Annotated in this window: 24 protein-coding genes; 18 read left to right on the plus strand and 6 right to left on the minus strand. The window is 69.5% G+C overall.

Annotated features, from left to right (window positions below; all coding sequences use genetic code 11):
• The first annotated feature begins 7 nt into the window (after window positions 1–7).
• From ACFVFH_RS09255 to ACFVFH_RS09320, 14 genes are all read left to right on the plus strand, one after another.
• The gene (locus ACFVFH_RS09255; RefSeq protein ID WP_383765350.1) at window positions 8–655 is read left to right on the plus strand and encodes an L-threonylcarbamoyladenylate synthase; all 648 of its coding nucleotides are present in this window, start codon (window positions 8–10) and stop codon (window positions 653–655) included.
• A complete protein-coding gene (locus ACFVFH_RS09260) occupies window positions 652–1,293 on the plus strand; it encodes a protein-tyrosine-phosphatase (protein ID WP_383765352.1) in 642 nt (213 codons plus the stop codon). Before ACFVFH_RS09255 ends, ACFVFH_RS09260 begins: the two co-directional genes overlap by 4 nt.
• 157 nt (window positions 1,294–1,450) lie before the next feature.
• Window positions 1,451–2,731 carry a serine hydroxymethyltransferase gene (glyA, locus tag ACFVFH_RS09265; RefSeq protein WP_383765353.1) on the plus strand — a complete coding sequence of 427 codons (1,281 nt, stop codon included), beginning with the start codon at window positions 1,451–1,453 and terminating at the stop codon, window positions 2,729–2,731.
• A gap of 140 nt (window positions 2,732–2,871) precedes the next feature.
• On the plus strand, window positions 2,872–4,257 hold the full coding sequence (locus tag ACFVFH_RS09270) for an MraY family glycosyltransferase (RefSeq protein ID WP_383765355.1): 1,386 nt from the start codon (window positions 2,872–2,874) through the stop codon (window positions 4,255–4,257).
• A 262-nt stretch (window positions 4,258–4,519) separates the two neighbouring features.
• Complete coding sequence (locus ACFVFH_RS09275) at window positions 4,520–4,957, plus strand: hypothetical protein (protein WP_383765357.1); 438 nt, start codon at window positions 4,520–4,522, stop codon at window positions 4,955–4,957.
• A 210-nt stretch (window positions 4,958–5,167) separates the two neighbouring features.
• Window positions 5,168–6,004 (plus strand): F0F1 ATP synthase subunit A, encoded by an 837-nt coding sequence (gene atpB / locus ACFVFH_RS09280; protein WP_362438785.1) that lies wholly within the window; start codon window positions 5,168–5,170, stop codon window positions 6,002–6,004.
• A 73-nt stretch (window positions 6,005–6,077) separates the two neighbouring features.
• The gene (gene atpE, locus ACFVFH_RS09285) at window positions 6,078–6,308 is read left to right on the plus strand and encodes an ATP synthase F0 subunit C (protein ID WP_250967599.1); all 231 of its coding nucleotides are present in this window, start codon (window positions 6,078–6,080) and stop codon (window positions 6,306–6,308) included.
• A 42-nt stretch (window positions 6,309–6,350) separates the two neighbouring features.
• Window positions 6,351–6,893, plus strand: a complete 543-nt coding sequence (locus ACFVFH_RS09290) for a F0F1 ATP synthase subunit B (protein WP_360927007.1) — start codon at window positions 6,351–6,353, stop codon at window positions 6,891–6,893.
• Window positions 6,890–7,705 carry a F0F1 ATP synthase subunit delta gene (locus tag ACFVFH_RS09295; RefSeq protein WP_383765359.1) on the plus strand — a complete coding sequence of 272 codons (816 nt, stop codon included), beginning with the start codon at window positions 6,890–6,892 and terminating at the stop codon, window positions 7,703–7,705. Before ACFVFH_RS09290 ends, ACFVFH_RS09295 begins: the two co-directional genes overlap by 4 nt.
• Window positions 7,706–7,843: 138 nt before the next feature.
• Window positions 7,844–9,415 (plus strand): F0F1 ATP synthase subunit alpha, encoded by a 1,572-nt coding sequence (gene atpA, locus ACFVFH_RS09300; RefSeq protein ID WP_329814007.1) that lies wholly within the window; start codon window positions 7,844–7,846, stop codon window positions 9,413–9,415.
• Between the two features lie 3 nt (window positions 9,416–9,418).
• Window positions 9,419–10,333, plus strand: coding sequence for a F0F1 ATP synthase subunit gamma (locus ACFVFH_RS09305; protein ID WP_383765361.1), 915 nt, complete (start codon window positions 9,419–9,421; stop codon window positions 10,331–10,333).
• Complete coding sequence (gene atpD, locus ACFVFH_RS09310; RefSeq protein ID WP_383765362.1) at window positions 10,333–11,775, plus strand: F0F1 ATP synthase subunit beta; 1,443 nt, start codon at window positions 10,333–10,335, stop codon at window positions 11,773–11,775. The genes ACFVFH_RS09305 and atpD overlap by 1 nt, the downstream gene beginning before the upstream one ends.
• 111 nt (window positions 11,776–11,886) lie before the next feature.
• Window positions 11,887–12,261 (plus strand): F0F1 ATP synthase subunit epsilon, encoded by a 375-nt coding sequence (locus ACFVFH_RS09315; protein ID WP_383765364.1) that lies wholly within the window; start codon window positions 11,887–11,889, stop codon window positions 12,259–12,261.
• Window positions 12,262–12,401: 140 nt separating this feature from the next.
• Entirely contained in the window at window positions 12,402–12,848 is a 447-nt protein-coding gene (locus ACFVFH_RS09320; RefSeq protein WP_344507922.1) for a DUF2550 domain-containing protein, read from the plus strand.
• A 117-nt stretch (window positions 12,849–12,965) separates the two neighbouring features.
• Here ACFVFH_RS09320 and ACFVFH_RS09325 read toward each other — a convergent pair whose 3' ends face one another.
• The 3 genes from ACFVFH_RS09325 to ACFVFH_RS09335 form a co-directional block, all read right to left on the minus strand.
• Window positions 12,966–14,846, minus strand: coding sequence for a glycosyl hydrolase family 18 protein (locus tag ACFVFH_RS09325; protein ID WP_383765366.1), 1,881 nt, complete (start codon window positions 14,844–14,846; stop codon window positions 12,966–12,968).
• Window positions 14,847–15,015: 169 nt separating this feature from the next.
• Window positions 15,016–15,666: a response regulator gene (locus ACFVFH_RS09330; protein WP_383765367.1), complete on the minus strand. Its 651-nt coding sequence runs from the start codon at window positions 15,664–15,666 to the stop codon at window positions 15,016–15,018.
• Window positions 15,663–16,820 (minus strand): sensor histidine kinase, encoded by a 1,158-nt coding sequence (locus tag ACFVFH_RS09335; protein WP_383765604.1) that lies wholly within the window; start codon window positions 16,818–16,820, stop codon window positions 15,663–15,665. The genes ACFVFH_RS09330 and ACFVFH_RS09335 overlap by 4 nt, the downstream gene beginning before the upstream one ends.
• Before the next feature lie 199 nt (window positions 16,821–17,019).
• Here ACFVFH_RS09335 and ACFVFH_RS09340 point away from each other — a divergent pair, with 199 nt between their 5' ends.
• On the plus strand, window positions 17,020–17,562 hold the full coding sequence (locus tag ACFVFH_RS09340; protein WP_383765369.1) for a hypothetical protein: 543 nt from the start codon (window positions 17,020–17,022) through the stop codon (window positions 17,560–17,562).
• A gap of 45 nt (window positions 17,563–17,607) precedes the next feature.
• Here ACFVFH_RS09340 and ACFVFH_RS09345 read toward each other — a convergent pair whose 3' ends face one another.
• The 3 genes from ACFVFH_RS09345 to ACFVFH_RS09355 are packed head-to-tail and all read right to left on the minus strand — an operon-like array spanning window position 17,608 to window position 19,770.
• Window positions 17,608–18,180: a cob(I)yrinic acid a,c-diamide adenosyltransferase gene (locus ACFVFH_RS09345; RefSeq protein WP_383765371.1), complete on the minus strand. Its 573-nt coding sequence runs from the start codon at window positions 18,178–18,180 to the stop codon at window positions 17,608–17,610.
• A gap of 49 nt (window positions 18,181–18,229) precedes the next feature.
• On the minus strand, window positions 18,230–18,979 hold the full coding sequence (locus ACFVFH_RS09350; RefSeq protein ID WP_383765372.1) for an ABC transporter permease: 750 nt from the start codon (window positions 18,977–18,979) through the stop codon (window positions 18,230–18,232).
• On the minus strand, window positions 18,979–19,770 hold the full coding sequence (locus ACFVFH_RS09355) for an ABC transporter ATP-binding protein (RefSeq protein ID WP_383765374.1): 792 nt from the start codon (window positions 19,768–19,770) through the stop codon (window positions 18,979–18,981). The genes ACFVFH_RS09350 and ACFVFH_RS09355 overlap by 1 nt, the downstream gene beginning before the upstream one ends.
• 82 nt (window positions 19,771–19,852) lie before the next feature.
• Here ACFVFH_RS09355 and ACFVFH_RS09360 point away from each other — a divergent pair, with 82 nt between their 5' ends.
• From ACFVFH_RS09360 to ACFVFH_RS09370, 3 genes are all read left to right on the plus strand, one after another.
• Complete coding sequence (locus ACFVFH_RS09360) at window positions 19,853–20,494, plus strand: TetR/AcrR family transcriptional regulator (protein WP_383765376.1); 642 nt, start codon at window positions 19,853–19,855, stop codon at window positions 20,492–20,494.
• Window positions 20,495–20,660: 166 nt separating this feature from the next.
• A complete protein-coding gene (locus ACFVFH_RS09365) occupies window positions 20,661–21,509 on the plus strand; it encodes a 3-hydroxyacyl-CoA dehydrogenase family protein (protein ID WP_383765377.1) in 849 nt (282 codons plus the stop codon).
• A 234-nt stretch (window positions 21,510–21,743) separates the two neighbouring features.
• Window positions 21,744–22,067, plus strand: a complete 324-nt coding sequence (locus ACFVFH_RS09370; protein ID WP_362621836.1) for an STAS domain-containing protein — start codon at window positions 21,744–21,746, stop codon at window positions 22,065–22,067.
• The last annotated feature ends 20 nt before the right edge of the window (window positions 22,068–22,087 follow it).

A 22,087-nucleotide genomic window follows, 5' to 3' on the forward strand; every position in this document is an offset into this window, starting at 1 on the left:
CCGGCTGATGGCACGGCGATACGACTGCAACGACGCGACCGACCGTACGACGGGTCTGCGTGAAGCCGCGTCGGCCGTCCGCCGGGGCGAACTGGTCGTGCTGCCCACCGACACCGTGTACGGCATCGGCGCGGACGCCTTCAGCTCTGAGGGCGTCGCCGACCTGCTGGCCGCCAAGGGCCGCGGCCGCAACATGCCGACGCCCGTCCTGATCGGTTCCCCAAACACCCTGCACGGCCTGGTCACCGACTTCTCCGAGCAGGCCTGGGAGCTCGTCGACGCCTTCTGGCCCGGCGCCCTCACGCTGATCACCAAGCACCAGCCCTCGCTCCAGTGGGACCTCGGCGACACCCGCGGCACCGTCGCCGTCCGGATGCCGCTGCACCCGGTCGCCATCGAGCTGCTGACGGAGTTCGGCCCGATGGCCGTCTCCAGCGCCAACCTCACCGGCCACCCGGCCCCCGAGGACTGCGACGCGGCCCAGGAGATGCTCGGCGACTCCGTCTCCGTCTACCTGGACGGCGGCCCGACGCCCGGCATCGTCCCCTCGTCGATCGTCGACGTGACCGGCAAGGTCCCCGTGCTGCTGCGCGCCGGCGCGCTCTCCGCCGAGGAGCTCCGCAAGGTGGTACCCGACCTCGAGGTGGCCAATTGACCGCCCCTGAGGGGCGTGGCATAACGGGGCGGTCCGACTCTTTCCGCATCCTCCACGTCAGCACCGGCAACGTCTGCCGCTCACCGATCACCGAGCGGCTGACCCGCCATGCCCTGGTGGACCGCCTCGGCGATCCGCTCAGCGGCGGGCTGATCGTGGAGAGCGCGGGCACCTGGGGACACGAGGGCGCCCCCATGGAGGCCAACGCCGAGACCGTCCTCGCCGACTTCGGCGCCGACACCACCGGCTTCGTCGGCCGGGAACTGCTCGACGAGCACGTGATCCGCGCCGACCTGGTGCTCACCGCCACCCGCGACCACCGCGCCCAGGTGATCTCGATGGGTCACTCGGCCGGGCTGCGGACGTTCACCCTCAAGGAATTCACCCGGCTGGTCCGGGCGATAGACCCCGCCACGCTGCCCGACCCCCGGGACGAGGGCGTCGTCGAGCGCGCCCGCGCCCTGGTCCGGGCCGCGGCCGCGCTGCGCGGCTGGCTGCTGGCCCCCACCGCCGAGGCGGACGAGGTGTTCGACCCGTACGGCGCCCCGATCACGTTCTTCCGCTCCATCGGCGACGAGATCAACCAGGCCCTGGACCCGGTCGTCACGGCCCTGACGGGCGTGCCCGCGCACCACTGACGCGCACGCCGCCCGCGCCACTCCGACGGGCGTACGCACCGCCTGGGCACTGGGGGCCCAACGGGTGCATGACGGCGCCGCACAGCGGGCAGGAGGCCCCTTCCGGGCCTACATTGGAGCTGACGCCAGCGCCCCCTCCCAGGCCCGGAGCCCATCGATGCCGGTCACCACCCCAGCCGCGCCGTTCTCCGCCCCCGGGACCGCCCTGCCGCAGGACTTCGACGCCCTGCTCCGGGAGGACCCGGAGATCGCCGCCGTGCTGCTGGGAGAGCTGCACCGCCAGTCCAGCACCCTCCAGCTGACCGCCGCCGAGAACTTCACCTCGCCCGCGGTCCTCGCCGCCCTCGGCTCGCCCCTCGCCAACAAGTACGCCGAGGGCTATCCCGGAGCCCGCCACCACGGCGGCTGCGAGCAGGCCGACGCCGCCGAGCGCATCGCCTGCCGCCGCGCGACCGCGCTCTTCGGCGCCGAGCACGCCAACGTCCAGGCGCACTCCGGCTCCTCCGCGGTCCTCGCCGCGTACGCCGCCCTGCTCCGCCCCGGCGACACCGTGCTGGCGATGGGACTCCCGTACGGGGGACACCTCACGCACGGTTCGCCCGCCAACTTCTCGGGCCGCTGGTTCGAGTTCATCGGCTACGGGGTGGACTCCGAAAGCGGCCTGATCGACTACGAGCAGGTGCGCGCCCTGGCCCGCGCCCACCGCCCCAAGGCGATCGTGAGCGGCTCCATCTCGTACCCCCGCCATCCGGACCACGAGCTGTTCCGGGAGATCGCCGACGAGGTGGGCGCGTATCTCATCGCCGACTCCGCGCACCCGATGGGGCTGATCGCCGGGGGAGCGGCGCCGAACCCGGTGCCGTACGCCGATGTGGTCTGCGCCACCACGCACAAGGTGCTGCGCGGTCCGCGCGGCGGGATGATCCTGTGCGGCGCGGAGCTGGCGGAACGGATCGACCGGGCGGTCTTCCCGTTCACCCAGGGCGGTGCGCAGATGCACACCGTCGCCGCGAAGGCGGTCGCGTTCGCGGAGGCGGCCACCCCGGCGTTCACGGCGTACGCGCACCAGGTGGTCGCCCATGCCCGGGTGCTGGCGGCCGGTCTGGAGGCGGAGGGCTTCGAGGTCACCACGGGCGGTACGGACACCCATCTGATCGTCGCGGACCCGGCTCCGCTGGGCGTCGACGGGCCCACCGCCCGCGCCCGGCTGGCGGCGGCGGGCCTGGTGCTGGACACCTGCGCGCTGCCGTACGGGGAGGCCCGGGGCATCAGGCTCGGTACCGCGGCCGTCACCACCCAGGGCATGGACGACGGGGACATGGCACGGCTGGCGGTGCTCCTGGGGACGGCCGTGCGCGCGGAGGACGACATCCGCGCGGAGGTGCGGGAACTGGCAGAGCGGCATCCGCCGTATCCGGCGCAGGCGGGCCCGGCCTGATCCGGACCGACGACCCTGGACGTGCGGTGTGGAACCGTTCGGTCCGTTCGCTGTGTCCTCGCTCATGAGGCCCGTGCAGCGCGGCCGTCGGGGAGGTCCGGACGGTTTAGGGTGTGGGCTGAGATGGCCGGCGAAAATCTATGGGGCAGCCCGTGCGTGATTACCTGCTGACGCTCTGTGTCACGGCCGCGGTGACCTATCTGCTGACCGGTCCGGTGCGTAAGTTCGCCATCGCGATCGGGGCGATGCCCGCGATCCGTGCGCGTGACGTCCACCGAGAACCGACTCCGAGGCTCGGCGGCATCGCCATGTTCGGCGGGCTCTGCGCGGGGCTGATCGTCGCGGCCCATCTCCACAACCTCGACTGGGTCTTCCAGCTCTCCACCGAGCCGCGGGCGCTGCTCTCCGGCGCCGCGCTGATCTGGCTGATCGGTGTCCTGGACGACAAGTTCGAGATCGACGCCCTGGTCAAGCTCGGCGGCCAGATGATCGCCGCCGCCGTCATGGTCATCCAGGGTCTGACGATCCTGTGGCTGCCCATCCCGGGCGTCGGCACCGTCGCGCTCACCCAGTGGCAGGGGACGCTGCTCACGGTCGCCCTGGTCGTCATCACCATCAACGCGGTCAACTTCGTCGACGGTCTGGACGGTCTGGCGGCGGGCATGGTGTGCATCGCCGCCGCCGCGTTCTTCCTGTACACCTACCGGCTCTGGTACGGGCACATGATCGAGGCGGCCGCCCCGGCGACGCTCTTCATGGCGATCCTGATGGGCATGTGCCTGGGTTTCCTGCCGCACAACATGCATCCCGCGCGGATCTTCATGGGCGACTCGGGCTCGATGCTGATCGGTCTGGTGCTGGCGGCCGGGGCGATCTCGGTGACGGGCCGGGTCGACCCGGACACCATGAAGCTCTTCGCCGGCAGCGAGCGCGAGGTCACCCACGCGATGCTGCCGGTCTTCATCCCGCTGCTGCTGCCGCTGACGATCATCGCGGTCCCGACCGCGGACCTGGTGCTGGCGATCGTGCGGCGGACGTGGAACGGGCAGTCGCCGTTCGCGGCGGACCGCGGGCATCTGCACCACCGGCTGCTGGAGATCGGCCACTCGCACAGCAGGTCCGTGCTGATCATGTATTTCTGGTCGGCCCTGATCGCCTTCGGCGCGGTCGGCTACTCCGTGCACTCGACGTCCCTGTGGATCGTGCTGGTGATCATGGGGATGAGCACGGTGGGTCTCGTACTGCTGCTGATGCCCCGTTTCACCCCGCGGGCGCCGTACTGGGCGGAACGCTTCGTACCGCCGCGCTACCGCCGCAGGCGGGGCGGGGACGGGGCTTCCGAGGCGGCGGACGCGCCGGAGCCCGGGGCCCAACAGGGCCCGCCCGCAAGCACGGTGGGGCGGACGGGGTCCGAGTCGCAGGAGTGCGCCCCGGTCGTCGTGGGTGTCTCCGGCGTCAACGGGGCGACTGCCATCGGCCCTCGTTCGCGTCTTTCGGACAGAAATCCGGCTGAATCCACGCGCTGAGAATTCGGGCACCGAGGGGCAATACCAGACAACGTATTAAGTTGTCTTGCTCACATGCGCACTTTCACTCTCACGTGTGAGAGTAAGCACACTTTCTTGGTAAAGACCTCATCAAATAGTTTGTGATACCGTTCACGAAGCCCGGTGACGGAGTCGAAGGACGTGAGTAGCACGGTCCATCGGCCCGAGGTATCGACCCGGACCGGGCCTACGCTCGTCCATGACGACACACTGCCCACCCCCTGCAAGCGGAGCTGCCGCCATGCCGTCCAACGACGCCCGGACTCTCCTTCAAGCCGCTGTGCCCACCGCTGTCGCCGGCGCCGTAGCCGCCGCCGTCAGCGCTGGAGTCGCGGGCGGCAAGGGAGCCCTCGGCGCGGGCGTTGCGGCGATCGTGGTGATCCTCTTCATGGGGATCGGCCTGTTGGTCCTGCAACGGACCGCGCGGTCCCTGCCCCACCTGTTCCAGGCGATGGGGCTGATGCTTTATACGGCTCAGCTTCTCCTTCTGTTCATCTTTGTCGCCGCGTTCAAGGACACGACGATGTTCAACCCGAAGGCCTTCGCGATCACACTGGTCGCGACGACCCTCGTGTGGATCGGCGCACAGACGCGTGCGCACATGAAGGCCAAGATCCTTTACGTCGAACCCGAGTCCGACAAGGCGGAAAAGCCCAAGAGCACGGGCCCGAAGTCGTGAAGGGTAGGGGCGGGATAAGTGCAGGTTCAAGACCCTGCTATCGTCCGGTTCCAACTGCGGCACTGCGGGCGCGGGCATGTGAGCTGACGCCTGCTCGATCGCGAGGCTCAATGCCTGACTGCCGCTCACACATCCGTTACACCAGTCCAGTGCCGAACCGCGGCTGCGCGCCGCGCCGACACAACGAGGTTGCCGTACCTATGCGCCACGCTGAAGGAGCCCGCGGTGAGTGCTGACCCGACACAGGTGCTCGCCTTCGAGACCGATTGCCACATCTTCGACGGTTGTGGTTTCCCGGCACCCGGCTTGCACTCGTTCCTGTTCGAGCCCCTGTGGGGCGACGCGGACAGCAACCTGTACTTCAACAAGCCGATGCTGCTGGCCCTGCTCGGCTCGATCATCGTCGTCGGCTTCTTCTGGGCGGCCTTCCGTAAGCCGAAGGTCGTCCCGGGCAAGCTGCAGATGGTCGCCGAGACCGGCTACGACTTCATCCGCCGCGGCGTCGTCTACGAGACGATCGGCAAGCGCGAGGGCGAGAAGTACGTCCCGCTCGTTGTCTCGCTGTTCTTCTTCGTCTGGATGATGAACCTCTGGTCGATCATCCCGGTCGCGCAGTTCCCGGTGACGTCGATCATCGCCTACCCGATCGTGCTGGCCCTGATCGTCTACGTGCTCTGGGTCAGCCTGACCTTCAAGCGGCACGGATTCGTCGGCGCCTTCAAGAACTTCACCGGCTACGACAAGTCGCTCGGCCCGGTGCTGCCGCTGGCCATGACGATCGAGTTCTTCTCGAACCTGCTCGTCCGGCCGTTCACCCACGCGGTCCGACTCTTCGCGAACATGTTCGCAGGCCACACGCTGCTGCTGCTGTTCACCATCGCCAGCTGGTACCTGCTCAACGGCATCGGGATCGCCTACGCGGGCGTCTCCTTCGTGATGGTCATCGTGATGACCGCCTTCGAGCTCTTCATCCAGGCGCTGCAGGCGTACGTCTTCGTGCTCCTGACCTGCACCTTCATCCAGGGCGCGCTCGCCAAGCACCACTGAGCATCCCGCACCCGACCCCCAGTCGTCCGGTGGCCAACCCCCACCGGTCCGTGAAAGAGAAGGAAGAACTGGCATGTCCCAGACCCTTGCTGCCGTCACCGGCTCCCTCGGCTCCATCGGTTACGGCCTCGCCGCCATCGGTCCCGGCGTCGGCGTCGGCATCATCTTCGGTAACGGCACCCAGGCTCTCGCCCGTCAGCCCGAGGCTGCCGGTCTCATCCGCGCCAACCAGATTCTCGGCTTCGCCTTCTGTGAGGCGCTCGCCCTCATCGGTCTGGTCATGCCGTTCGTCTACGGCCAGTGATCTTCGGATCCACGACCAGCCCACTAGACGAAAGGCAATGACGTGAGCCAGATGCTTACGATCGCGGCTGAGACGGAGAATCCGCTCATCCCGCCGATCCCCGAGCTCGTCATCGGCCTCATCGCCTTCCTCATCGTCTTCGGCTTCCTCGCCAAGAAGCTCCTCCCGAACATCAACAAGGTTCTGGAAGAGCGCCGCGAGGCCATCGAAGGCGGTATCGAAAAGGCCGATGCGGCCCAGACCGAGGCCCAGAGCGTTCTTGAGCAGTACAAGGCTCAGCTCGCCGAGGCCCGTCACGAGGCCGCGCGCCTGCGCCAGGAGGCGCAGGAGCAGGGCGCTGTGATCCTGCAGGAGATGCGGGCGGAAGGCCAGCGGCAGCGCGAGGAGATCATCGCTGCCGGTCACGCCCAGATCGAGGCCGACCGCAAGGCCGCGGCCTCCGCGCTGCGTCAGGACGTGGGCAAGCTCGCCACCGACCTGGCCGGCAAGCTCGTCGGCGAGTCCCTTGAGGACCACGCCCGGCAGAGCGGCACCGTCGACCGTTTCCTCGACGAGCTCGAGGCGAAGGCCGAGGCCGTCCGATGAACGGCGCGAGCCGCGAGGCACTGGCTGCCGCACGTGAGTCCCTCGACGCGCTGACCGACAACACCTCGGTCGACGCGGCGAAGCTCGCCGAGGAGCTGGCCGCCGTCACGGCGCTGCTCCAGCGCGAGGTCTCACTGCGACGGGTCCTGACCGACCCGTCGCAGCCCGGCGAGGCCAGGGCGGAACTGGCCGGACGGTTGCTGCGCGGTCAGGTGGGCGGCGAAACCGTCGACCTGATCTCCGGCATGGTCCGGTCCCGCTGGTCGCAGTCGCGCGACCTGGTCGACTCGGTCGAGGAACTGGCGAACACCGCGGACCTCACCGCGGCCCAGAGCAGCGGAGACCTCGACGACGTCGAGGACGAGCTGTTCCGGTTCGGCCGGATCGTCGCCTCCGACCAGGAGCTGCGGGCCGCGCTCACCAACCGGTCCGCGTCCGCTTCCGCCAAGGCGCAGCTGCTGCGCAGCCTGCTCGGCGGCAAGGCACGGCCCGCCACCGAGCGCGTCATCACGCGGCTTGTCACCCAGCCGCGTGGACGTAGCCTGGAGGAGGGACTGGAGTCCCTCTCCAAGCTGGCCGCGGACCGCCGGGAGCGCATGGTCGCCGTGGTCGTCTCGGCGGTTCCGCTGAGCGACCGGCAGAAGCAGCGCCTCGGCGCCGCGCTGGCGAAGATCTACGGCCGCCCGATGCACCTGAACCTCGACGTGGACCCCACGGTCCTCGGCGGGATCGCGGTACGGGTCGGCGACGAGGTCATCGACGGCACCATCTCGGAGCGCCTCGAAGAGGCGACCCGGCGCATGGCCGGCTGACCGGCGCAACGCAGCAACAGAACAGAGCAAGACCAGCGGCCCGGTTGGGCCGTGCAGAAATTGCAGAAGATTCCTGGGGGTCGGCCCCCAGACCCCCTTAAGAAACTTCGGGCCCAACAAGGAGAGCAGGGAACCCAGATGGCGGAGCTCACGATCCGGCCGGAGGAGATCCGGGACGCGCTGGAGAACTTTGTCCAGTCGTACAAGCCGGACGCGGCCTCGCGCGAGGAGGTCGGTACGGTCAGCGTTGCCGGCGACGGCATCGCGAAGGTCGAGGGTCTTCCCTCGGCCATGGCGAACGAGCTGCTGAAGTTCGAGGACGGCACCCTCGGTCTCGCCCTCAACCTTGAGGAGCGCGAGATCGGTGCGATCGTCCTCGGCGAGTTCAGCGGCATCGAAGAGGGCCAGCCGGTGCAGCGCACCGGTGAGGTGCTCTCCGTCGGCGTCGGCGAGGGTTACCTCGGCCGCGTCGTCGACCCGCTCGGCAACCCGATCGACGGTCTCGGCGAGATCGCGACCGACAGCCGCCGCGCCCTCGAGCTGCAGGCCCCTGGCGTCATGGTCCGTAAGTCGGTGCACGAGCCGATGCAGACCGGCTACAAGGCCGTCGACGCCATGGTGCCGATCGGCCGCGGCCAGCGTCAGCTGATCATTGGTGACCGTCAGACGGGTAAGACCGCTCTGGCCGTCGACACGATCATCAACCAGCGCGACAACTGGCGCTCGGGCGACGTGAACAAGCAGGTGCGCTGCATCTACGTCGCCATCGGTCAGAAGGGCTCCACCATCGCCTCCGTGCGCGGTGCCCTCGAAGAGGCCGGCGCGCTGGAGTACACGACCATCGTCGCCGCCCCGGCGTCCGACCCGGCCGGCTTCAAGTACCTGGCGCCGTACACCGGTTCGGCCATCGGTCAGCACTGGATGTACCAGGGCAAGCACGTCCTGATCATCTTCGACGACCTCTCGAAGCAGGCCGACGCCTACCGCGCCGTGTCGCTTCTGCTGCGCCGTCCGCCGGGCCGCGAGGCCTACCCGGGCGACGTCTTCTACCTCCACTCGCGTCTGCTGGAGCGCTGCGCCAAGCTCTCCGACGACATGGGTGCCGGTTCGATGACCGGTCTCCCGATCGTCGAGACCAAGGCGAACGACGTGTCGGCGTTCATCCCGACCAACGTCATCTCCATCACCGACGGCCAGTGCTTCCTGGAGTCCGACCTGTTCAACGCCGGCCAGCGTCCGGCCCTGAACGTCGGTATCTCGGTCTCCCGCGTCGGTGGCTCCGCCCAGCACAAGGCGATGCGCCAGGTCTCCGGCCGTCTCCGTGTCGACCTCGCCCAGTACCGCGAGCTGGAGGCGTTCGCCGCCTTCGGTTCCGACCTGGACGCGGCCTCGAAGGCGTCGCTGGAGCGCGGTAAGCGCATGGTCGAGCTGCTGAAGCAGCCGCAGTACGCCCCGTTCCCGGTCGAGGAGCAGGTCGTCTCCATCTGGGCCGGCACCAACGGCAAGATGGACGACGTCCCGGTCGAGGACATCCGCCGCTTCGAGACGGAGCTGCTGGAGTACCTGCGCCGCGAGCGCAAGGACCTCCTGACCAGCATCCGCGAGGGCGCCAAGATGTCCGACGACACGCTGCAGGCGATCGCCGACGCCGTCGCCTCCTTCAAGCAGCAGTTCGAGACCTCGGACGGCAAGCTCCTGGGCGAGGGCTGATCGATGGGCGCTCAGCTTCGCGTTTACAAGCGCCGCATTCGCTCCGTCACCGCCACGAAGAAGATCACCAAGGCGATGGAGATGATCGCCGCCTCGCGCATCGTCAAGGCGCAGCGCCAGGTGGCGGCATCGACGCCGTACGCGACCGAGCTCACCCGCGCGGTGACCGCGGTCGCGACCGGCTCCACCACCAAGCACCCGCTGACCACCGAGGCCGACGCTCCGGCGCGGGCCGCGGTCCTGCTCATCACGAGCGACCGCGGTCTGGCCGGCGGTTACTCCTCCAACGCCATCAAGGCCGCGGAGCGACTGACCGAGCGGCTCCGGGGCGAGGGCAAGGAGGTCGTCACCTATGTGATCGGCCGCAAGGGTGTCGCCTACTACGGATTCCGCGAGCGCAAGATCGAGGATTCGTGGACGGGCTTCACGGACAGCCCGACGTACGCGGATGCGAAGCGGGCCGCGGCCCCGCTGATCGAAGCGGTCACCCAGGAGACCGCCGAGGGCGGCGTGGACGAGCTGCACATCGTCTTCACGGAGTTCGTGTCGATGATGACGCAGAACCCCGTCGACGACCGGATGCTGCCGCTCAGTCTCGATGCCACGAAGGACGAGGACGGCAAGGGCGAGATCCTGCCGCTCTTCGACTTCGAGCCGTCGGCGGAGGACGTCCTCGACGCCCTGCTTCCGCGGTACGTCGAGAGCCGGATCTACAACGCGCTGCTGCAGGCCGCTGCTTCCGAGCACGCCGCCCGTCGCCGCGCGATGAAGTCGGCCACCGACAACGCCGGTGAGCTCATCAAGAGCCTCTCCCGGCTTGCCAACGCGGCCCGCCAGGCCGAAATCACCCAGGAAATCAGCGAGATCGTCGGTGGTGCCAGTGCGCTGGCCGACGCGACCGCGGGGAGTGACAAGTAATGACGACGACAGTTGAGACGGCCGTTGCCACGGGCCGCGTCGCCCGGGTCATCGGCCCGGTCGTCGACGTGGAGTTCCCCGTCGACGCGATGCCGGACATCTACAACGCGCTGACCGTCGAGGTGGCCGACCCGGCCGAGGACGGCAAGCTCAAGACGCTGACCCTCGAAGTCGCCCAGCACCTCGGCGACGGCGTGATCCGCGCGATCTCGATGCAACCCACCGACGGTCTGGTCCGCCAGGCCCCGGTGACCGACACGGGCACCGGCATCACGGTCCCCGTCGGTGACATCACCAAGGGCAAGGTGTTCAACACCCTCGGTGAGATCCTGAACAAGCCCGAGGCCGAGGCCGAGGTCACCGAGCGCTGGCCGATCCACCGCAAGGCGCCCAACTTCGACCAGCTCGAGTCCAAGACCGAGATGTTCGAGACCGGCGTCAAGGTCATCGACCTCCTCACCCCGTACGTCAAGGGTGGAAAGATCGGTCTGTTCGGTGGTGCCGGTGTCGGCAAGACCGTTCTGATCCAGGAAATGATCTACCGCGTGGCCAACAACCACGACGGTGTGTCGGTGTTCGCCGGTGTCGGTGAGCGCACCCGTGAGGGCAACGACCTCATCGAGGAAATGGCCGACTCGGGCGTCATCGACAAGACGGCGCTCGTCTTCGGTCAGATGGACGAGCCGCCGGGCACGCGTCTCCGTGTCGCGCTGGCCGGTCTGACCATGGCGGAGTACTTCCGCGATGTGCAGAAGCAGGACGTCCTCTTCTTCATCGACAACATCTTCCGGTACACCCAGGCCGGCTCCGAGGTGTCCACCCTGCTCGGCCGTATGCCGTCCGCGGTGGGTTACCAGCCGAACCTGGCCGACGAGATGGGTCTGCTGCAGGAGCGCATCACGTCGACCCGTGGTCACTCGATCACCTCGATGCAGGCGATCTACGTCCCCGCGGACGACCTGACCGACCCGGCCCCGGCCACCACCTTCGCCCACCTCGACGCGACGACGGTTCTCTCCCGTCCGATCTCCGAGAAGGGCATCTACCCGGCCGTGGACCCGCTGGACTCCACGTCCCGCATCCTGGACCCGCGTTACATCGCGCAGGACCACTACGACACCGCCATGCGTGTCAAGGGAATCCTGCAGAAGTACAAGGACCTCCAGGACATCATCGCCATTCTCGGTATGGACGAGCTCGGCGAGGAGGACAAGCTCACGGTCTTCCGCGCCCGTCGCATCGAGCGCTTCCTGTCCCAGAACACCCACGTCGCCAAGCAGTTCACCGGCGTGGACGGTTCGGACGTTCCGCTCGACGAGTCGATCGCCGCGTTCAACGCGATCGCCGACGGTGAGTACGACCACTTCCCGGAGCAGGCGTTCTTCATGTGCGGTGGCATCGAGGACCTCAAGGCCAACGCCAAGGAGCTCGGCGTCTCCTGAGCCCATGGCTCACCGAGGGGGACGGGGTGTGTCCCGTCCCCCTCACCACGCCCCGTAGAATTGACCCAACACCCGGCTCGAACGGCCGGGTGGTGACCCGAGGAGCCACCCTTGGCTGCTGAGCTGCACGTCGAGCTGGTCGCCGCGGACCGCAGTGTCTGGTCCGGCGAGGCCACCCTGGTCGTCGCGCGCACCACGTCCGGCGACATCGGCGTCATGCCCGGTCACCAGCCGCTTCTGGGTGTGCTGGAATCGGGCCCGGTGACGATCCGCACGAGCGACGGCGGCACCGTTGTCGCCGCTGTGCACGGCGGTTTCATCTCGTTCGCGGACGACAAGCTCTCGCTGCTCGCGGAGATCGCGGAGCTTGCGGACGAGATCGATGTCCAGCGCGCCGAGCGTGCGCTGGAGCGTGCGAAGTCGGACACGGACGCCGCTTCCGAGCGGCGCGCCGATGTGCGTCTGCGCGCGGTGGCGGTGCGCTAGCGCCCCGCGACCACGTAGCTTTACCCTCAGCCGCGGCCCGAGCTGGAGACCTCTCCAGACCGTGCCGCGGCTGAGGCGATGCAGGTGCGGTTGTATTTCTGCGGTATCCGTTACTCGACGACGCGAGGAGGTCGGTGGAGATGTTCCTCGCGCTGTGGGTGGGCGGGCTGGTCGTCGCGCTGATTCTGGTGGGACTCTTCGTCTTCGGTCTGCGCCGGCGGCTGATTCAGCGCTCCGGCGGGACCTTCGACTGCAGCCTGCGCTGGAACGTTCCGGAGGAGCCGGATCTCTCGGGCAAGGGCTGGGTGTACGGGGTCGCCCGGTACAGCGAGGACCAGATCGACTGGTTCCGGGTCTTCTCCTACGCTCTTCGGCCCCGCCGGGTCCTGGAGCGTTCCGCGATCGAGGTGGTCGCCCGGCGGCTGCCCGAGGGCGAGGAGGAGCTGGCGCTCCTGTCCGACGCCGTGGTGCTCGGCTGTCTCCACCGGGAGACCCGTCTGGAGCTGGCCATGAGCGAGGACGCGCTGACCGGGTTCCTCGCCTGGCTGGAGGCGGCACCGCCCGGCCAGCGGGTCAACGTGGCATAGCAAGGAAAAACCGGGGAGACGGGGGGCGGACCCGTCTCCCCGGTTGCTTTCCGGGGTGGAGCACGGTGCTGGTGGGGGGTTTGCTTCAGACCGCGGTGCCGTTTCGGACCGCTGGGGTTACTTCAGACCGTTGTTGATGGCACCGACGAGTTCGCCGTTGGCGGTGTCGCCGCTGAACTCCCAGAAGAACGCGCCTCCCAGGCCCTGGCTCTTGGCCCAGGTCATCTTGGACCCGATGGTGGCGGGGGTGTCGTAGCTCCACCAGTTGGTGCCGCAGTGGGCGTAGGCGGTGCCCGCGACGGTGCCGGTGGCGGGGCAGCTGTTCTTGAGGACCTTGTAGTCCTCGATGCCGGCTTCGTAGGTGCCGGGTGCGGCGCCGGTGGCGGTGCCGCCGGGTGCGTCCTGGGTGACGCCGGTCCAGCCGCGGCCGTAGAAGCCGATGCCGAGCAGCAGCTTCGAGGCGGGGACGCCCTGGGCCTTGAGCTTGGCGATGGCGTCGGCGGAGTTGAAGCCGGCCTTCGGGATGCCGTTGTACGAGTTCAGCGGGGAGTGCGGGGCGGTCGGGCCCTTGGCGTCCCAGGCGCCGAAGAAGTCGTACGTCATCACGTTGTACCAGTCCAGGGACTGGGCGGCGCCGGCGTAGTCGGCGGCGTCGATCTTGCCGCCGTCGGAGCCGTCGGCGGTGATGGCGGCGGTCACCAGGTTGTTGCTGCCGAACTTAGAACGCAGCGCCGAGGTGAGGCCCTTGAGCGCGGCCGGGCCGCTGGTGTCACAGGTCAGACCGCAGGCGTTGGGGTACTCCCAGTCGATGTCGATGCCGTCGAAGACATCGGCCCAGCGCGGGTCCTCCACCAGCTTGTAGCAGGAGTCGGCGAACGCGGCCGGGTTCTTCGCGGCCTCCCCGAAGCCGCCGGACCAGGTCCAGCCGCCGAACGACCACAGGACCTTGATGTGCGGGTACTTCGCCTTGAGCTTGCGCAGCTGGTTGAAGCTGCCGCGCAGCGGCTGGTCCCAGGTGTCGGCGACGCCGTCGACGGACTTGTCGGCGGTGTACGCCATGTCGTAGTCGGCGTAGGAGTCACCGATCGTGCACTTGCCGCCCTGGACGTTGCCGAAGGCGTAGTTGATGTGCGTGATCTTCGCGGCGGAACCCGAGGTGTCCAGGTTCTTGACGTGGTAGTTCCGGCCGTAGACGCCCCAGTCGGTGAAGTAACCGAGGTTGACCTTGCCGCCGGTGCCCGGGTCGGGCGGGTTGCCGCCGCCCCCGGTGGTGTGGACCTTGACCGCGCCGCTGACCGGACCGGTCTGGTCGGCGGTGTCACGGGCCTGCACGGTGTACGAGTAGTCGGTCCCGGCCGTGAGGCCGGAGTCGGTGTACGTCGTACCGGTGACGGTCGAGACGACCGCGCCGTCGCGCAGCACGTCGTAGTTCTTGATGCCGTGGTCGTCGGTCGCGGCGGTCCAGCTCAGCTTCGCGGAGGTGTCGGTGACGGCGCTCGCGGTGGGGGTGCCCGGTGCCGAGGGGGCGTTGTCGCCGGGGACGCTGCCGCCGTCGCAGGAGGCGCCGTTCAGCTTGCAGCCGGTGGGGGCGCCGGGGCCGGTGCCGTTGAAGCCGAAGCTGACGGAGGCGCCGGGGGCGACCGAGCCGTTCCAGCCGAGGTTCTTGGCGGTCCAGTGGGTGCCGGAGCTGGTGACGGTGGCGTCCCAGGCGGAGCCGACCGCGGTGCCGGAGGGGAAGTCCCACTCGATGGTCCAGGAGGACAGGGCGGTGGTGCCGGTGTTCTTGACCGTCCACTGGCCCTCGAAGCCGCTGCCCCAGTCGGACTTCTTGACGAAGGCGGCGGTCGCCGAGGTGGCGGCCTCGGCGGGCGAGGCCATGCCGACCATCGCCGCGAGGGGAAGCAGCAGCGCCGTGAGGCCGGCGACCGCTCTGGATCTGGTGGCTCTGCCGGACCCGAGTCTGAATCGGGTCCGGCGTAGGGGGGTTTCAGTGCTCAACGGTGCTCCTCGGGTGAGGTCCGGACAAACGGGGGTGGTCCGTGGACTGCAAACCCTGCGCCGCCCTGAGCGCGCCTTGTCATGGCGTGCTCACCGCAGTGTGCTCGGTGAGATTAGGAAGGTCTGGACCAATCGTCAAGAGGTCTGGACCAAAGTTCGTGGCTAAACCTCAGACGCCCAACTCCTGTGCCAGCACCGCCGCCTGGACCCGGGAGCGCAGCCCCAGCTTGCCCAGCAGCCTGCTCACATGGGTCTTCACCGTCGCCTCGGCCATGGAGAGCCGGACCGCGATCTCGGCGTTCGACAGCCCCTCGCCGAGGCAGCCCAGAACCTCCCGCTCCCGCCGGGTGAGGGCGTCGAGCACCGCGGGGTCGGGTGCGTCGGCCGGTCGTACGGGAGCGGTCCCGGCGAACTCGGCGATCAGACGGCGCGTCACGGCCGGGGCGATCAGCCCCTCTCCGCGGGCCACCGTGCGTACGGCTTCGAGCAGATCCCGCGCCTCGGTGTTCTTCAGCAGGAATCCCGCGGCCCCCGCCCGCAGCGCCCCGAAGACGTACTCGTCGAGATCGAACGTGGTCAGCACCAGGACGTCCGCGAGCCGCTCGGCCACCACCTGCCCGGTCGCCGACACCCCGTCCAGCCGCGGCATCTGAATGTCCATCAGCACCAGGTCCGGGCGCAGTGCGCGGGCCAGCCGCACCGCCTCCTCGCCGTCGCCGGCCTCGCCCACCACCTCGATGTCCGGAGCGCTGCGCAGGATGAGCACCAGCCCCGCCCGGACGGCCGCCTGGTCCTCGGCGACCACCACCCGGATCGTCATGTCGTCGATACCCCTTCCTCCACGGGCAGTTCGGCCCGTACGCGCCAGATCTTCGTACCCGCTCCGGTGACCGAGGGCCCCGCCTCGATCGTGCCGCCCAGCAGCTCCACCCGTTCCCGCATCCCCACCAGACCGGCCCCCGAGCCGGGCGCGCGGGGCCCGGGGCGGTCCCCGAACACACTGCTGACCTCCACCGTGAGCACGGGCCCCGACCGCCCGAGCCGCACCCCGACCGGGCCGGGAGCGGCATGCTTGAGCGCATTGGTCAGGGACTCCTGGACGATCCGGTACGCGGCCAGCTCGACCGGCGCGGCCAGCGGTCCCCGGTCCTCCCGGGTGTCCTCGAAGGCGCAGGTCAGCCCGCTCGACGCGGCGCTGGTACGGGTCTGCTCGACCAGGGCGTCCAGCGAGGCGAGGGTGGGGGAGGCGGTCGGTTCCCGGTCCTTGCCGCCGGTGCGCAGCAGCCCGATCAGCCGGCGCATCTCGGCGAGACCGTCGACGCTGTTCTCCCGGATCACGCCCAGCGCCTCCCGCGAGGTGTCCGGCTCGTCGATGGAGAGCGCGGCGGTGGAGTGGATGGCGATCGCCGAGAGGTGGTTGGCCACCATGTCGTGCAGCTCGCGGGCCATCCGGGTGCGCTCCGCGGTCACCGCCTGGACCCGGTCCATCTCGGCGAGCAGCGCGGTCTGGTCGGCGCGCAGCCGGGCGGCCTCGGCGGCGTCCCGGTGGTTGCGGACGCTGACCCCGGTGATGGCGGGCAGGAACGAGACCACGCCGGTGACGACGCCGATGAGCAGGGCCTGGGGGTTGCGGAACCAGGCCAGGAACCCGAGGGTGACCCCGACCGTGATCAGGAACGTGGTCACCGGGATGCGGCGGGCGGCGGCCGGTGTCCCGTACAGCACGGCCGCGTACATCAGGTCCGTGAACATCAGGACCGTCGCGAGGTTCCCGACCGTGAACTGGTCCGCGATCAGCGCGAGGGTGCCGATGACCAGGGCGGGCTGCGGGGCGGTCCTGCGGACCAGTTCGAGCAGCGAGACGACGGCGAGCGGCAGCAGGGAGACCCAAGGGGCGAAGAGGGTCCGGTCGCCCTGGATCGGCAGGCCGAGCGCCCACAGGACGAGGCCGCCGAGGAGCCCGATGGCGGCCATGAGCACGTCGTGGCGGTGGGGCGGGGAGAGCCGGGGGAGGGAGAACACCCTTCCATCCAACACGGCGCTCCGGGCCCGGTCCTCCGTACCGGGGGTGAGGGGCGAGTACATCGAAGGATGCAGTCGCGGTTCGTCACCGCCGACGACGTTTCCGGGCGGCCCGGCCGGAAGGCTGGGGGCAACGGGAAGGGGAAGTGCCGTGATCGTCACGCTGATCGTGCTCTGCGAGGTCGCCTTCTGGGTGCTGCTGGCGGCGGGGGTCGCGCTGCGGTATCTGGCGAGGAAGCCGGGAATGGGCGCGGCCGTGCTGCTGTGCGAGCCGCTGCTGGAGGTCGTCCTGCTGGTGGTGACGGCCGTCGACCTGAAGAACGGGGCGCAGCCGGACTGGAAGCACGGGCTGGCCGCCGTCTACATCGGCTTCACGGCGGGGCTCGGCCACTCCACGATCCGCTGGGTCGACGCCCGGGTCGCCCACCGCTTCGCGGGCGGACCGCCGCCGGTGAAGCCGCCGAAGTACGGCCGGGCGCGTGCGGTGCACGAGTGGAAGGTGGCGGGGCGCTGGTCGGTCGCGGCGGTGACCGCGCTGGCGCTGCTCCAGGCGGCCGTCTGGTACGTGGGCGGGGACGGCGATGTGTCGTCGCTCCGGTCGTGGCAGCAGACGATGCTGTTCGTCCTCGGGATCAACCTGGTCATCGCGGTGAGCTACACGCTCTTCCCGAAGCGGGAGCCTGCCGGGCGCTGAGCGGTGCGCCGGACCCGGCCCGTCCGGCGCTCCCGGTGCGCGTGGTTACCGCTCGCCGCCCGGTACCCACAGCACGTCGCCGACCTCCTTGTTCGCCGTCCTCGCGAGGATGAACAGCAGGTCGGAGAGGCGGTTGAGATAGGTCGCGGTCAGCGCGTTCATCACGTCGCCGTGCACCTCCAGCGCCGCCCAGGTGGACCGCTCCGCGCGCCGGACCACCGTGCACGCCTGGTGCAGCAGCGCGGCCCCGGGCGTACCGCCCGGCAGGATGAAGCTGCGCAGCTTCTCCAGCCGCTCCAGGAAGTGGTCGCAGTCCGCCTCCAGCTTGTCGACGTAGCTCTGTTCGACCCGCAGCGGCGGATACTTCGGGTCCTCGACGACCGGTGTCGACAGATCGGCGCCCACGTCGAACAGGTCGTTCTGCACACGGACGAGGACCTTCACGACGTCCTCGGAGAGCTGTCCGAGCGCGATCGCGGTCCCGATGACGGCGTTGGCCTCGTTGGTGTCGGCGTACGCGGAGATCCGCAGATCGGTCTTGGCGGTGCGGCTCATGTCGCCGAGTGCGGTGGTGCCCTGATCGCCGGTGCGCGTGTAGATGCGTGTCAGATTGACCATGCCGTCAGGCTAACGCCTCACCCGGCGGCGCCCGCCGGGTGAGGCTCCGTCACGCCCCGGCCCGGCGGAAGGCCCGGGAGCCCGCGGCGACGGCCACGAGGGCGAAGGCGACCGCCACCAGGATCCCGTACAGCATGTGCGCGGTGGCGTATCTGCCCACGTAGGCGTCCCGCACCGCGTCCACCAGGTGGCGCAGCGGTGTGAGGCGCGAGAGGACGTCCAGCCATCCGGGTCCGAGCGTCATCGGCAGCATCAGCCCGGAGAGCAGCATGGTCGGCATGGTCACCGCGTTGATGACGGGGCCGAACTCCTGCGGTGTCGCGACCTTCACGGCCAGCGCGTAGGACAGCGAGGCCAGCGCGACCGTGAGCAGACCGACGAACGCGAAGCCGATCAGTATCCCGGGCAGCGGCGCGCGCAGGCCCATGACCAGGGCGGCCAGCACCAGCAGCACCGCCTGGAACATGAAGAGCAGGGCGTCCCGCAGGACCCGGCCCAGCAGCAGCGCCGCCCTGCTGACCGGCGTCACCCGCATCCGTTCCAGCACCCCGGTGGACTTCTCGACGATGACCGAGAATCCGGCGAACGAGGCTCCGAACAGGGCGAGCTGGAGCAGCAGACCGGGGATCAGGACCTGCCAGGAGTCCCCGGCCGGGCCGAGCGGCAGATCGTCGAGGAGCGGGCCGAAGAAGAACAGGTAGAGCAGCGGCATCAGTGTGCCGAAGAGCATCTGGAAGCGGGAGCGCAGGGTCTGGCGGGCGTAGCGCCCGAAGACGAGTGCGATGTCGTGAAGCAGCATCAGAGCCCCTGTACGGAGAGGGGTGCGGCATCGGCGGGCGCGGCGGCGCGGCCGGTGATCGCGAGGAAGGTGTCCTGGAGCGAGGCGGCGGGGGAGCCCGTGTACGTGGTGCGCAGCGCGGCCGGGGTGCCCTCGGCCACGACCACGCCGTGGTCGATCACGATCAGCCGGTCGGCGAGCGCGTCCGCCTCGTCGAGGTAGTGGGTGGTGAGGACGACCGTCGTGCCGTGGTCGTCGCGGAGCCCGCGCACCAGGTCCCACAGCTCGGTGCGGCTGCCCGGGTCGAGCCCGGTGGTGGGCTCGTCGAGGAAGAGGACGGGCGGGCGGTGGACGAGGCCCATCGCGAGGTCCAGGCGTCGGCGCTGCCCTCCCGAGAGGGTGACCGCCTTCCGGTCGAGCAGGCCGTCGATGCCGAGGTCATGGGCCAGCTCCGTGGCCCGCGCGCTCGCGTCCGCCCTGCTCAGCCGGTACAGCCGCCCCTGGGTGACCAGTTCCTCGCGCACGGTGAGGTGGGGGTCGACCCCGCCGGACTGGGCGACGTATCCGCAGGCCGCGCGCACCCCGGCCGGGTCGCCGGTCAGATCGTGCCCGGCGACGGTGGCGGCGCCGGCGGTGGGGGCGAGCAGTGTGGTCAGCATCCGCAGGGTGGTGGTCTTGCCGGCCCCGTTGGGGCCGAGGAGGCCGACGATCTCGCCCGCCGCGATCGTCAGGTCGACGGACCGCACGGCGTGCACCGGCCCGCTCCCGCTGTCGAAGGTCCGGGCGAGCCCGGCCGTACTGATGATTGGCATGACGACCACAAAAACAGAGTCACTGAAAAAATGCAATGACACTAATTTTTCATCGGCTTCCGTACGGGCCTACGATGGACGGATGGCCGAGGGACTCAGGGAACGCAAGAAGCGCCAAGCCAGGCAGCACATCTCGGACCTCGCGACGGGGCTGTTCCTGGAGCGCGGTTTCGTCACGGTGACCGTCGCCGAGATCGCCGAGCTGGCGGACGTCTCCGTGAACACCGTGTACAACTACTTCCCGGCCAAGGAGGACCTCTTCCTCGACCGGATGACGGGCGTCACCCAGCGGGTGGCCCGCTTCGTCCGCGGCCGCGACAAGGGCGAGTCGGCCGCCGAGGCGGTCCTGCGGGAGCTGCGGTCCCTGACCGTCGCCGTGTCGCCGGAGCTCGGACTGATGGACGGCTTCGCCGACTTCATGCGGGTCATCGAGGAGGCGCCCACCCTCCAGGCCCGGCTCGGCCGTCTCCAGCGGGAGGTCCTGGACGCCGTCGTCGCGACCCTCCGCGAGGAGACGGGCGCACCGGCGAACGACCCGCTGCCGGATCTGGTCGGTGGTCAGCTCGCCTGGATCGAGGGGGCCCTCGTCGGCCGCATCAGCCAGGAGATGCTCGCCGGGGGCAAGGCCGTCGAGGTCTCGCGCGACGCGCTGGTCCTGCTCGACGAGATCGAGGAACTCCTCGGCGAGAAGGTCCTCAACTACGCCCGGCGCGCCGCCGAATGACGGGTGCCGGTGTGATGTCCGTCATGTGAGACGTGACGCGCATCTCTTCACGGCCCCAGCGCCCCTCACGGGTACTAATCTCCGCCGGAGAGCATGTGAACAACTGTGAGGACCGGCCGTGCAGGGACCAGCTGCAGAGGCGTACACAGACCAAAGGGGTGCACACGTGGCCAGGAAGCTCGCCGTCATCGGAGCCGGACTCATGGGGTCCGGCATTGCGCAGGTCTCCGCCCAGGCGGGCTGGGACGTGGTGCTGCGCGACGTCACCGACGAGGCCCTGGCCCGTGGACGCGGCGGCATCGAGGCCTCGTACGGCAAGTTCGTCTCCAAGGGCAAGCTGGACGCGGCCGACGCCGAGGCCGCGCTCGGCCGCATCACGACCACCACCGACCTCGACGCGGTCGCCGACGCGGACGTCGTCGTCGAGGCCGTCTTCGAGAAGCTGGAGGTCAAGCACGAGATCTTCCGGACCCTCGACAAGATCGTCCGGGACGACACCGTCCTCGCCTCCAACACCTCCGCCATCCCGATCACCAAGATCGCGGCCGTGACGGAGCGTCCCGAGCGCGTCGTCGGCGTGCACTTCTTCTCGCCGGTCCCGATGATGCAGCTCTGCGAACTCGTCCGCGGCTACAAGACCAGCGACGAAACCCTCGCCACCGCACGGGAGTTCGCCGAGTCCGTCGGCAAGACCTGCATCGTCGTCAACCGCGACGTCGCCGGCTTCGTCACCACCCGGCTGATCTCGGCGCTCGTCGTCGAGGCCGCCAAGCTGTACGAGTCGGGCGTCGCCTCCGCCGAGGACATCGACACCGCCTGCAAGCTGGGCTTCGGCCACGCCATGGGCCCGCTGGCCACGGCGGACCTGACCGGCGTCGACATCCTGCTGCACGCCACGGGCAACATCTACACCGAGTCGCAGGACGAGAAGTTCGCCGCACCGGAGCTGATGCGCCGGATGGTGGACGCAGGTGACATCGGCCGCAAGAGCGGGCAGGGCTTCTACACGTACTGATCGTTTTCGGTCCTCCGGTTGCCCGATCCGCCGTCGGTCGGGCCCGGAGGTCCGGGGGAGTCTCCCGGAAGCAGTGGATCCGAGCGGGCCCTCACCGCACCCCGGTCACTCCACGGGGTGAATTCGGTATCGGTTCGCTTACAGACGGAAACTTCCCTGTCTCCGCCGGAGTCAGTTGTGGCAGAGACAGAACAGACAGACGAACCTTGCTACGGGCATTCCAGGGGAGCGCATATGCACATCAGGGGCGACCACGCCGAGCTGGTCGTCGGGGGCCGCCTCGACGTCCGAAGCGCGGCGGACGCCCGTACGGCTCTGCACTCGGCCCTCGACGACGGCGCCGGTGATCTGGTGCTCGACCTGACCGAGCTGGACTCCTGGGACGCCACCGGACTCGGCGTCATCATGGGCGCACACCGCCGGGCCGGACGGGCCGGGCGGAGGCTGGTGCTCCGCGGCGTGCCGCCGCAGATGCAACGCCTGCTGGTGGCGACCCGGCTGCATCGCATTCTGGCCATCGAGGGCGGCATCGCCGCGGACTCGCTGCCGCGGGTGTGAGCCCGGCCGGCCGGAGCCCC

Origin of the sequence: Streptomyces sp. NPDC057697 (genome assembly GCF_042799335.1) — a bacterium.
GTDB lineage: Bacteria > Actinomycetota > Actinomycetes > Streptomycetales > Streptomycetaceae > Streptomyces.